The organism is Thermophagus sp. OGC60D27, from assembly GCF_052400625.1.
In the GTDB taxonomy this organism is placed as follows: Bacteria; Bacteroidota; Bacteroidia; order Bacteroidales; family Marinilabiliaceae; genus Thermophagus.
The window spans coordinates 58,229-70,530 of sequence record NZ_JBQTGH010000001.1 but is presented as its reverse complement, the minus strand read 5'-3'; the positions used below and the strand labels follow the sequence as shown (position 1 = coordinate 70,530).

The 12,302-nt window shown below is 40.3% G+C and carries 11 protein-coding genes; 10 read left to right on the top strand and 1 reads right to left on the bottom strand.

Features of this window, described 5'->3' with window-relative positions; genetic code table 11:
* The 3 genes from ACT29H_RS00270 to ACT29H_RS00260 all read left to right on the top strand — a co-directional run bounded on the left by ACT29H_RS00270 (position 1) and on the right by ACT29H_RS00260 (position 3,401).
* Positions 1 to 558 (top strand): 2-oxoacid:acceptor oxidoreductase family protein, encoded by a 558-nt coding sequence (locus tag ACT29H_RS00270; protein ID WP_444819584.1) that lies wholly within the window; start codon positions 1 to 3, stop codon positions 556 to 558.
* Positions 559 to 788: 230 nt separating this feature from the next.
* On the top strand, positions 789 to 1,160 hold the full coding sequence (locus tag ACT29H_RS00265) for a hypothetical protein (RefSeq protein WP_444819583.1): 372 nt from the start codon (positions 789 to 791) through the stop codon (positions 1,158 to 1,160).
* A 129-nt stretch (positions 1,161 to 1,289) separates the two neighbouring features.
* The gene (locus ACT29H_RS00260; RefSeq protein ID WP_444819582.1) at positions 1,290 to 3,401 is read left to right on the top strand and encodes an amino acid permease; all 2,112 of its coding nucleotides are present in this window, start codon (positions 1,290 to 1,292) and stop codon (positions 3,399 to 3,401) included.
* Positions 3,402 to 3,429: 28 nt separating this feature from the next.
* Here the strand turns inward: ACT29H_RS00260 and ACT29H_RS00255 are convergent, their stop codons facing one another.
* Positions 3,430 to 3,924 carry a GNAT family N-acetyltransferase gene (locus ACT29H_RS00255; RefSeq protein WP_444819581.1) on the bottom strand — a complete coding sequence of 165 codons (495 nt, stop codon included), beginning with the start codon at positions 3,922 to 3,924 and terminating at the stop codon, positions 3,430 to 3,432.
* A 420-nt stretch (positions 3,925 to 4,344) separates the two neighbouring features.
* On the opposite strand from ACT29H_RS00255, the gene tsaD reads away from it, so the two are divergent.
* The 7 genes from tsaD to ACT29H_RS00220 all read left to right on the top strand — a co-directional run bounded on the left by tsaD (position 4,345) and on the right by ACT29H_RS00220 (position 12,178).
* Positions 4,345 to 5,364, top strand: coding sequence for a tRNA (adenosine(37)-N6)-threonylcarbamoyltransferase complex transferase subunit TsaD (gene tsaD / locus ACT29H_RS00250; RefSeq protein WP_444819580.1), 1,020 nt, complete (start codon positions 4,345 to 4,347; stop codon positions 5,362 to 5,364).
* Between the two features lie 147 nt (positions 5,365 to 5,511).
* Positions 5,512 to 5,808, top strand: coding sequence for a PqqD family protein (locus ACT29H_RS00245; RefSeq protein WP_444819579.1), 297 nt, complete (start codon positions 5,512 to 5,514; stop codon positions 5,806 to 5,808).
* Between the two features lie 94 nt (positions 5,809 to 5,902).
* A complete protein-coding gene (locus tag ACT29H_RS00240; protein WP_444819578.1) occupies positions 5,903 to 6,775 on the top strand; it encodes a hypothetical protein in 873 nt (290 codons plus the stop codon).
* Positions 6,776 to 6,961: 186 nt separating this feature from the next.
* A complete protein-coding gene (locus tag ACT29H_RS00235) occupies positions 6,962 to 8,659 on the top strand; it encodes a prolyl oligopeptidase family serine peptidase (RefSeq protein WP_444819577.1) in 1,698 nt (565 codons plus the stop codon).
* 288 nt (positions 8,660 to 8,947) lie between these two features.
* Positions 8,948 to 10,066, top strand: coding sequence for a formylglycine-generating enzyme family protein (locus ACT29H_RS00230; RefSeq protein ID WP_444819576.1), 1,119 nt, complete (start codon positions 8,948 to 8,950; stop codon positions 10,064 to 10,066).
* 60 nt (positions 10,067 to 10,126) lie between these two features.
* The gene (locus ACT29H_RS00225; protein WP_444819575.1) at positions 10,127 to 10,696 is read left to right on the top strand and encodes an RNA polymerase sigma factor; all 570 of its coding nucleotides are present in this window, start codon (positions 10,127 to 10,129) and stop codon (positions 10,694 to 10,696) included.
* 456 nt (positions 10,697 to 11,152) lie between these two features.
* Complete coding sequence (locus ACT29H_RS00220; protein ID WP_444819574.1) at positions 11,153 to 12,178, top strand: FecR family protein; 1,026 nt, start codon at positions 11,153 to 11,155, stop codon at positions 12,176 to 12,178.
* Positions 12,179 to 12,302: the final 124 nt, after the last annotated feature.

The following is a 12,302-nucleotide window of genomic DNA, read 5'->3' as shown; positions in this document are numbered from 1 at the left end:
ATGAAGGAAGAAATAATTATAGCCGGATTTGGTGGCCAGGGTGTTCTATCTATGGGTAAAATACTGGCTTATTCCGGTGTTATGCAAAATATGGAAGTGAGCTGGATGCCATCATACGGTCCCGAAATGAGGGGGGGCACGGCGAATGTTACAGTGGTGCTCAGCGATCAGCGGATTAGTTCTCCTATGCTGCAAGTATTTGATACGTCTATATTGTTGAATCAACAGTCACTGGATAAATTTGAGCCCAAAGTAAAACCGGGTGGAATTCTACTGTATGATTCCAATGGCATTACCCGTCATCCGGAACGCGAGGATATCAACATCTATTGTGTAGATGCCACCGAGGAAGCATCTCGCATGAAATCTTCCAAAATCATGAATATGATAGTTCTGGGGGCTTATTTGAAAATTAAACCTCTTGTGGATATCGAAAATGTCTTAAAAGGACTAAAGAAATCTCTTCCGGAGCGACATCACCATCTTCTGCCCATGAATGAAAAAGCTATTCAGCGGGGAATGGAAATTGTCAGAGAGGTTTCTATGGTTAAAGGTTGAAGAATTATCATAGCAAATAGCGCAAAGGGGTTGCCTGATATAGGCTGCCCCTTTTTATTTGTGTGAAATTTATTTAACTCATTGGTTTAGTGTAATGTGTATGGCATGTCTTAAGTTTTTTCATGCTCTTTTTGGGGAAGTATTGCCACACTTGTTTCGCCTTTATCACTTTTGTTCAAATTGAAAAAAATATTATCTTAACAAACCATCTAATCCTAAAATGTGTTCTTATGAAAGAAGGTTTAATAAATCTGATGGACCTTAGCTTCGAGTACAAAATGTGGAAAAACCATATTGAATGGTTTTTGCGTGATTTTAAGATAATTCTCGAACGAAACAATGAGATCGTCCGAAGTCGGGGGGAGACAGAGTTAAACGTTGTGGAAGTGATGATTGTTGAAGATTATGAGAAGCAATTGAAAAGGTTGTTGAAGAAGATTAAGACTCAGGAGCAGGAAATGCAGTATTACAACAAGGATTTTCCTGTTGGTTTGGAACATCAGTATGTCATCGAACACTTGGGCTTACGCTGCCAAATGGAAAAGATTTCCCGGGAGGTGATAGATAAAATTTCGGATCTCATGAATGAATTGTGCATTTAGTGAGCACAACTGCAGGTTCGTGACATCCGGAGAATGATGGCAATGGAGATTACAAAGGGAGCTGGGCGCATTCAACATCAGGCACAGGGAAATATTGACATTGCAAAAAAGAAATAATAAAATTTACCTATGGAAAAAAGGAAGTTAAAAAAGGAGTTGGGGTTATTTGACGTGTTTGCCATAAGTACCGGTGCTATGTTTAGTTCCGGTTTTTTTCTCTTGCCTGGTCTTGCCTCTCAATATACCGGTCCTTCAGTGTTTTTTGCCTATTTGGTTTCGGGATTATTTATTTTACCGGCAATGTTTAGTATTGCAGAGATTTCCACAGCCCTTCCCCGAGCCGGAGGTGCTTATTTTTTTCTTGACAGAAGTCTTGGCCCGCTGATGGGTACAATCGGTGGTCTGGGTACCTACTTGTCGCTGGTCTTTAAAACGGCCTTTGCCATCATCGGGATAGGTGCCTATGCCTCCATATTTTGGGATGTGCCGGTGAAAATTGTTGCCGTAGCCGCAACGATGGTGTTTATGGGTGTAAACCTGATTGGTGCCAAAAAAACATCGGGGCTTCAAAGTTTCTTTATCATATTTCTTTTGGTGGTGTTGGGGATGTTCATTTTCGATGGGTTATATACCATTTTTTTTACTGAAAGAGTCAATACGCCGTTTAAAAACAGTCATTTTACCCCATTCTTTACCAATGGGGTTGAAGGCCTGATTCGGACGGCCGGATTTGTGTTTGTGTCGTACCTGGGATTGACTAAAGTGGCAAGTGTTGCGGAAGAAATAAAGAATCCGGAAAAGAATATTCCGATGGGAATGTTGTTGTCGTTGGTAATAACAAGTATTATTTATTTTCTGGGTGTATTGGTGATGGTCTCGTTAATAGAGCCTGATCAGTTTGCTCAGGAACTGGCTCCCGCAGCGACGGCTTCCAAACAACTATTTAAATGGCTTCCGGAAAAAGCAGGAACCTATTTAATGGTCGGGGCCGCAATGGCAGCTTTTGCTTCTACCGGTAATGCCGGCTTATTATCCTCTTCCCGATATCCGTTTGCCATGGGAAGAGACAAACTTTTTCCTCCTCAATTTGCCAAAGTGGGGAAGTCGGGTACTCCTTTTTTATCCATATTTTTAACCACAGTTATTGTTTTGTTGTTGATTTTAACTCTTACCGAAGAGGGTATTGCCAAGATAGCCAGTGCTTTTCAGTTGTTTATCTTTATGTTGATCAATTTTTCGGTGATTGTTTTTCGAAAAAGTAATATTGATTCTTACGATCCCGGGTATAAATCACCGTTTTACCCCTGGATGCAGCTAAGTGGAATCTTTATATCCTTGATGCTGATCGTCTATATGGGCTGGACGGCTGTTTTATTTATTTTTCTAATTACCGTTGCAGCGGTGCTGTGGTATTACTATTATGCCCGTGAAAAAGTAAAAAGGGAAGGGGCTATATTTCATTGGTTTGCACTTCTGGGAAAATACCAGTACGCTGAATTGGAAAATGAATTTATGACCATCCTGAAGGAGAAAGGGCTCCGGGAAGGAGATCCGTTTGATGAAACCATTATCCGAGCTCGAATTAGTCGTTATGATCGAGAAATGGATTTTGGTGAACTGGTAGAAAATATTTCCGAAACCTTTGCAACGGAAATGCATGTGGGAAAAGAGACCCTTGTTAGGGAATTTCTTACCACTTCAGCCATCGAACCCGCACTCATTATTCCGGAAGTATCCATTCTTTATGCTAAAAGTGAGGGGGTAGATCATCCTTCGCTTCATATGGTGTTGTCCACCAGAGGTGTTAATAAGCCAGTGGAGAAAGGCGGGATAAGCTCCGAGGAATATGTTCGAGTTTTCTTTTTTCTCGTTAATCCCCTCACCGAATCCCGGCAACAGTTGAGGATGTTATCCAGACTTATTGATATTATTGAGCGGGAAGATTTTGTAGAAGAAGTGTTGGATCATAAAAGCGAACGGAAGATTAAAGAGTATTTGCTTCATAATGAGCGCTATTTTACGTTACGGCTTCTTCCGCAATCCAAACAAGCCCAATTAATCGGGAAAAAATTAAAAGAGATCCCGATCCCGGAAGGTGTGTTAGTGGCGCTAATAGAGCGGGATTCCGAAACCTTCGCACCTCATGGAGATACAGAACTTCAGGAGCATGATGTCCTTACTCTTATCGGAGATCCGAAATCCGTATCTCAACTTTATGAGGCCTATTTAATGGATAGTTAAGGGATCGGTTGGGAGGTTGGAAGGGGGGTTACTCAATAAATTTTTGATAGACCACCACATCCAACAGTTCCTCAAATTTTTGTCCGACCTTTTTGAAGTGGGCGCATTTTTCAAAACCGCACTTGGCAAAGAGTCGAATGCTGTTTTCGTTGGTGCCAGTAATGGTTCCCAGCAAAACTTTTATTCCTAGCTTTTTGGCAGTTTCTTCCAAAAAAGTGACCGCTTTATATCCGATTCCTTTGCTACAGTATTGGGGTTTCAGATAAAGGGTGGCCTCCGCCGAACGGTTATAAGCCTGTCTCTTTTTGAAAGGTGCCAAATAGCAATATCCTGCCGTCTTTTCATCTACCCTGATTATAAATGACGGATATTTTTTATCGTAAAAGGGAATCATCTCGCGTAATTCTTCAAAACTGATGGGATGTGTGTGAAAAGTGGCGGTGGTTTTTGTGATGTAGTAGTCATAAATTTCCTTAATGGCCACCAAGTCGTTTAATGTTGCTTTTTCGAATGTTATTTCCATAATCGTAACTCTCGGTTATCCATTTTTTTGAATGTTCCTTTTTTTGAACTGAAGCTTTTCTTGCTCCTTTCTGCCCGCTAAAAAACCTGTGAGGAAGCAGATTATACCAAGCCCCATTAAGATGGCAATAGTTAAATAATATAGATCAGTAATATGACTGAAGAATAATGATAGCAATAAAATTGTTAATCCGGAAATAATTTTCCAATTGTGGGGTTTCGATTTAAAGCGCATGGTGATTGTTTCATATCTTCAACCGCTTAAAGATAATAATTTTATAGTTTTTTGCATCTTGTGGTGTTAATTTTTTATTTCTGGAAATATGATGTTATGTCGTATGGTGGTAGCGTATCCGGTTGTTGTGGATAGGGGTGTTAATTGAAATTGTTATCTTTAGCGCCAAATAAGGAGAAATAGAGTATGGATCCGATTATATTAGGCATAGAATCCTCGTGTGATGATACGTCCGCAGCTGTGATTAAAGGAGAAACCATTTTATCAAATGTAATTGCCGGTCAGAAGGTACATGAAGAGTATGGAGGTGTAGTTCCGGAATTGGCATCGCGGGCTCATCAACAAAATATTATACCTGTGGTACATAAAGCGATGAAGGATGCAGGTGTTGTTCCATCGGATATTTCGGCCATAGCTTTTACAAGGGGACCGGGATTGATGGGATCGCTAATGGTTGGCACCAGTTTTGCCAAGGGGTTTGCTTTGGCCCGTAAGATACCACTTATTGAGGTGAACCATTTACAAGCGCATGTATTGGCTCATTTCATACAAGAACCCGGGTCAAAGCATGAGGTTCCAAAGTTTCCGTTTTTGTGTCTTTTAGTATCCGGTGGTAACAGCCAAATTGTCTTGGTGCGTGACGTCCTGAAGATGGAAATTATCGGGCAAACGATCGATGATGCAGCAGGAGAAGCTTTTGATAAATGCGCAAAAGTGATGGGGTTGCCCTATCCCGGAGGGCCACTGATAGATAAATTGGCTAAGGAGGGAAACCCCACAGCCTTTGAGTTTGCCAAACCACGCATTGCCAATTTCGATTACAGCTTTAGTGGGCTGAAAACATCATTTCTCTATTTTTTGAGAGATCATATTAAAAACGATCCCGATTTTGTGGCGCATCATCGTGAAGATTTGTGTGCTTCCCTGCAAAAGACCATCGTTGACATATTAATGGATAAACTGGTGGCCGCAGCCAAGAAAACAGGAATTAAAGAAATTGCTCTGGCCGGGGGTGTATCAGCCAATTCGGCGCTGCGGCAAGCTTTTCTGGATGGACAAGAAAAATATAAGTGGAATATTTATATCCCTAAATTTTCCTATACAACCGATAATGCCGCAATGATTGCCATTACCGGATTCTTTAAATACCAACGAAAGGAATTTGTGGGACAGGATGTGGCCCCCTTTGCCAGGATGGTATTATGAAAGTGAAATTTTGAAAGGGGAAAAAACGATCATTTTGTGGGGACGAATTCAGTAAAATAACCGACCAGATTGTTAACCGTAAGGAAGCAGACAAGGTTGCCAATTTTAATATTATACCTAATAATCTTACATTTATTCAAACTGTTTATGATTGACCCTAAGGCCTTGTATCAAGTTGATAATGATAATTTTGTTGCCCGAAAGATGGGGAATGAAATGGTCATGGTTCCGCTGGCTGATAAAGTTGCGGATATGACAGGTGTTCTTACCCTTAATGAGGTTGGTGCTGATATTCTTTTGGCCTTTGAGAAACCATCAACCATTGAAAACGTCATTGGTAAGCTTATGGATATTTATGATATTGATGAAGAAACACTTTCTAGTGATATTCGGCTTTTTATGGAAAAGGCTATGAAGAATAATGTAATTATTAAAGTTGGATAATGCTTAGAAGGAAGTTGTTTGCTTTGGGGACTCCCAATTTGTCCCATACCGATGTTAAAGACAGAGAAAGATAAATCTATTGTTGAAAAGCTTAATGAATTTATTTCTACCTGGCATATCACTTGAGATCGAATCCAATTCATCGGATATCTGTCTTTCCCTATTGGGTTCTTCTCTTTTTACCGAGGAACTTTGCCCTTCCGAATTGAGGTTTCATTGCACCTTTGATCTTTCAGAACAGATTAGCAGAGGGAGAATGGTGACGGTGTTAAAGGGTGAGCCTTTTGAAGGCGTGGAAATCGCCTACCGTTGGGAGATTCTAAAAGACGAGAAAAATGTGGGGATCTATTTGGAATTTTTTGAAGATGATCAATTTAAAGAGGTTTTATGCCGAATTGACTTTGATCAAAAAAAAATCCATACCATAGTCGTTCCCAAAAGTAATGGGCTGGTCAATATTGATCCTCTTTCTTCACCATTTGGGGCTATTTTGATGGTCGTTTTAGCTCAACATCAAAACGACATCATCGTTCATGCCTCAGGAATAATGGATGAAGGAGTGGGACGATTGTTTACAGCGGTTTCGGGGACCGGAAAGAGCACTATGGCAGGACTATGGGGACGGTCCGGGGCAAAAGTGATCAATGATGATCGATTATGGTTGCGCAAAATAGATGGACAATGGTGTCTTTTTAATACCCCGATGCCGTATTATGCACAAAAACCTGCCTTGGCCCCGCTGAACGAAATATTTGTGATTCGACAGTCGGTCAATAATGAACTAAATAGAGTATTCGGCGTCAAAGGAGCAATGCTTTTTATGGCTAATGCCACCCAACATTATTATGATCGGGAAATGACGGCCCAGCACCTTGATCGGGTATTTAATATTGCCCGCAACATACCAATCTATGATTGTGGGTTTCGTCCGGACAGTGAGATTGTTGCAATGATCAGAAGGTTGTAAGAATAGGATCCTATTTTCAGATTGATGCTTTTTCTGATTCTTCCATAGTGAAGTGAATCGGTCCGCCACGAGAGTTTGGCTTTTGTCAAAAAAAACTTCAGGATGGATGGTAATTTGTTTAATTTTGATCCTCTTATATTTAAGGTGAGTTTTTAAATTACTATTCTAACAGCAAAAATAAAGGACATGTATTCTTTAAGAGGTCTATTCGCGTTTCTTTTATTTGTATTTTTTACCAATAATTCTATCTCTCAATATTTTCATGTCGGCCCGCAGGTTGAGACATTCTTTTCTTCCATTGATGATTCCGAACAACCTTATTCTCTTTATCTTCCACAGGATTTTGATCCGGAAAAATCGTATCCTTTGGTGGTGATGTTGCACGGTGCCATGTCGAATCATCGGTTGGCGTTGCGCAGAGTGTTTGGAAAGACCAATTTGCCAGGGGAAAGTGATGCCGAGGCATCCCGATATTTTCCGGAGTGGGAGGATGTGGAGTATATTGTTGTGGCACCTTATGCCCGAGGTACAATGGGATATTTGGGAATTCCGGAAGAGGATGTAATAAAAGTGATCGAGAAGTGTCAGAAAGATTTTAATATTGATGAGGACCGTATTTTTTTAACGGGTCTTTCCATGGGAGGTGGAGGGACGCTTTTTATTGGTTTGTCACGTCCTGACCTTTTTGCTGCCTTAGCACCGGTTTGTCCGGCTCCCCCGGCAGAAGTTTTTGATTTAACAGAGAATGCCTTGAACCTACCTGTTGCTGTTTTTCAAGGAGGTGCAGATCAGGTGGTTAATCCGGAGGGTACACGTCAAATAGTGGATGAACTCAGAAGCCTTGGAACTCTGGTGGAGTATTATGAATATCCCGATGTTCATCACGACTCTTGGGCGAATGCCTATGAAAATGGAAATATTTTCAAGTGGTTTGATGGAATTAGGCGAAATCCATTTCCGCAAAGAGTAAGATATGCCACAAAATGGTACAAATACTCGAAAGCTTATTGGATGACAATTGATAAATTAACCCCCGGGACCCTGGCAAGGATCGATGTGGAGTTTACCGGACCCAATCAGGTGGTCGCGGAAACAGATAATCTGGAAGCTTTTTCCTTAAATTTAAAGGGACATCCTCAGTTCGATGCTTCAAAGATATTGTATGTAACTATTGATGATCAACAAATTACTAGTTTGCCACAGTATAATCATTCTTTTCACAAAGAGAATGGGAAATGGGTCTCCCAACGGTATATCGCCCCGGTAATAGCCAAAAAGAAAGGTCTGGAAGGTCCTTTGTTTGAGGCGGTAAACGGCAGGCATGTCTTTGTATTTGGGACCCGCCATAGTGAGGATCGAGAAGAAATTATTCAACGAAAAGAGGTGGCCAAGGCCGCAGCCGATTTCTCAGTTTCTTTTGGTTCTTACTTTGATCAGAATAGTACTGTTAATTCCAGAGTTATTGCTGATGATCAAGTCAGTCATTTCGATAAGTTTCATTCCAATATGCTACTGTTTGGTACCCGGGAGACCAATTCTGTTATTGCAGAGATGGCGGATAAGCTGCCTATGCATTTGAATAGTTCAGCGGACAGCTTGGGGCTTGTCTATTGCTATCCCAATAATGGGCATTTGGTAGTTATTAGTTCCGGCCTGCCGTTTTGGACATATATTCCTGAAGATGGGATTCAACCGAGGGGAGGAATTCGTTTTGGAAGTCCAAAGGGGGCACTGGCATTACAAGGACTGAAGGATTTTCTGTTGTTTAATAAGAGTAACCATAAAGTAATCGTGGAAGGTTATTTTGACCATGATTGGAAACTGCCGCAGGAAGTCATGGAAAAGCTGAAGTCTTACGGCGTAACAGTGAATCAGCAGGATTAGAAACGAAAATTTTTTTGATGGCACCCCAAGGGATTAATTTAAGATTATTTTGTCTGAATTAAACTTTGTAACAGATTAAGTTGTTGGAATAAGGACTCTGAATATGGACAGTATTTAATTGCCGTAAAGGTTGGAAATCAGAGTTTTTGTTGAGGAGTTTCAAATCTGTTAATAAGTTAATCCGGATGAAACGAGCATGACCAACTAAGTTTGACACAATAAGAACCTGTATAAACTAATGGTCATGCGAGTTCCATCAGACCAATGAATTAAATTAATTTTATGCTGATGAAAAGGGGAGCAATAGTTATATCGGTGTTATTCTTTTGGGTAATAGGATGCCAAACAAATCATCCATCTTCAAAAACAGAAACAAAGAGCTGTTGCATGCCGGCCAGCAGGGAGAGTCGTTATTCATCGTTTTCTGAATCAATGAATGTTGAAGATAATGATCGTGGGGGCCAGCAACTTTTTGAAGGTATGATGTTAATCCCCGGAGGAGTATTTGAAATGGGTGCTAAGGAAGAACAATTTGCCAAACCTGATGAATTCCCGGTTCATAAAGTTCATGTGGACTCTTTTTACATAGACAGGCATCCGGTTACCAATGCCCAATTCAGAGCATTTGTGGAAGCTACCGGCTATGTCACCACCGCCGAACGGCAGCCCGAATGGGAAGAATTAAAAAAACAACTGCCTCCGGGGACACCCAAACCTCCGGATTCTTTATTGGTTCCTGCATCCCTGGTTTTTAATTCTCCCAAGCAAGAAGTTTCGAGAAGTGATTTTTTTTCCTGGTGGCAATGGGTTCCAGGTGCAGATTGGACGCATCCGTTGGGCCCGGCAAGTTCCATTGAGGGATTGGATAATCATCCGGTGGTACATGTCTCCTGGTTCGATGCCACCGCCTATGCCAGGTGGGCAGGCAAAAGATTGCCTACCGAAGCGGAGTGGGAATATGCGGCCAGGGGAGGGCACAATAACTATATATATCCGTGGGGCAATGAACCTGTAAGTGCAGAAAGAGCTAATTTCTGGCAAGGGAATTTTCCGTATAAAAATTTTGTGGAAGATGGCTTTGAAAGAACGGCGCCTGTTGGTACCTTCCCCGCAAACGGGTATGGATTGTATGATATGGCCGGAAATGTGTGGGAGTGGACTGCCGATTGGTATCATCCCGATTATTATGCGTTTCTAGCAGAAACGGGTGTCGCCCTAAACCCTATAGGACCGGAACATTCTTTTGACCCCGCGGAACCCGGAGTTCCCAAAAAAGTACTCAGAGGGGGGTCTTTTTTATGTAATGATTCTTATTGTGCAGGATATAGATCTTCGGCTCGCATGAAATCTTCCCCAGATTCAGGGGCATTACACCTTGGCTTTCGATGTGTAAGAGATGCTGATTAATATCTATTTTGTATTTCTTAATTTAAATTTACATTTTTGCATCTATAAACAGAAGGATGCATGCTTCAGGATCAAGCCTACGTAAAAGAACTCAAAAAGGGAAGTACCTCTGCTTTTAATCAACTTTTTGACGGCTATTCTTCACGATTATATGCATTTGGATTAAAATATTTAAAATCTGAAGCGGATGCGGAAGAACTGGTTCAGGATGTTTTTCTGAAGATTTGGCGAAATCGAGAAAAAATAAAAGAGGAAGAGAGCTTTTACTCTTACATGTTTACGATTGCCTTTAATCAAATTAGGGATTATTTCAGATATAAAGGCCTGTATTTGGATCTGGAAAATGAATTAGAAATTAATCAATGTGATAATTCTACCGAGGCCTCCATCATTTATCGTTCCGTATTGGAACAAATTTCTGTTTTGTTGGAAAAGCTTCCTGAAAAAAAACAAAGAATATTTCGATTAAGTCGCTTTGAAGGGAAATCGGCGAAAGAAATATCCATTTTGGTGGGTGTGAGTCCTAAAACGGTTGATAACCAAATTTCTGAAGTTGTAGGTTTTTTGCGTCATCATATGAAGGAAGCCAAGCCTTTGATTTGGCTTTTTTTCTATTTGTTCCTTCAGTAGTATGGCACAGTCGTCGATCCCAGTAAATTGTTCGTTTTTTCTCTTGGTGGCCTCTATCGTGTCTCGTCTTATCGGTTTTGAATTCTCCGGTTTAGAGGAATTCATTTTACGTCAACGCTTGCTTTTAGAAATTTCTTTTAAATATTTATTTCTATATCCTAATTGTAGAACGTTTGAATCTGTTGAATCTTTCTCTGTTTCAGTAAATTGATTCTTCAGCATTGTTAGAAGTTTCTAATGGTTGAAAGAGGTGTTTGTTGAGGTGAAAATCTTGTGGTGGGAAAAAATGAAAATAACAATAAATGAGACACTTCTTTAAAAAGTGTAAATTTATTCGGGAGATTTTTTCGTTAGCGGGGTATTACTATTATAAATCATGGTTAAGGATTTCCTTATCTGATCAGCCTGTACGGGAATGCTTGGGGAATTAATAATTTAAGTTAATTTTTTATTCTAATGACTGAGGAGCAACAACAAATATTTGATGACTATCTGAATGAAAGAGGAGGCCGATCTACAGAAAATAAATTTGTGGAGTTGTATTGCGGAGGGACTAATGAAAATAGTCTTAAAAAACGCATGCGAAAAGATTGGGATGCTGTTGCGAGAGAAAAAACGACAAAAGATTTAAAACCTGTTCTTCATAAAATTCATTTTCTTATTAATTCAGAAAATGAAAAACATTTACGAAAAAGTAAAAGAAATAGGGTGGTGTATTGGTATAGCCGAGTTGCAGCAGTGTTATTATTACCTTTACTCGGTTTATCTGCGGGAATGTTTTTTTTCTGGAATCATTCCCACATAGAACCCAAGATGGTAGAAGTGATGGCCCCCATGGGATCAAGAGTTCAAACTCAGCTACCGGATGGCACCACTACTTGGCTGAACAGTGGTTCTGTATTAAGTTATACCATTCCTTTTGATAAGAGGAAGGTAAACCTCCGTGGAGAGGCGTTTTTTAATGTGAAAAAAGATTCTTTAAATCCTTTTATTGTCAGTGGGAAACAAGGGTCTGTCAGGGTGCTGGGAACCCGCTTCAATATTGATATGTGGCCCGATGAAGAGATGATGGAGGTTGTTTTGGAAGAAGGAAGGGTGGAAATGATTCCTGAAGGTAGTTCCCATGCATTTAAAATGACACCTGGTGATATGTTTGTCTATAATAGCTTTAAGCAAACGCTGACTCGCAAAAAAGTAAATCCGCGGCATTATTCCGCTTGGATTGACGGCAAGCTGATGTTGAGGGGTGAAAACATGCATCAGATGGCCCGAGAATTATCCCGATGGTTTAATGTGGATGTGGTGATTGATGATAAAGCCCTTCTCAATTATACGTTCAGGGCTACTTTTATTGATGAAAAACTGGAGGATGTATTAAGGCTTTTGAAGTTATCATCACCTATTCGATATGAGATCATAGATAATCAGCAGGATCGCTCAGGTAATTTTTCTCGAAAAAAGGTGATTTTGCATCATCAATAAAATGAAAAAAAATGGTAGCGATATTTGATAGCGGGTAAACTAATTGATTTTGGTTGTATTTTTCTTTTAAAAAAAAGGGGATTTAGAAGCGGCAACTTCCTTATCCCCAATTGTTGGACTTTAA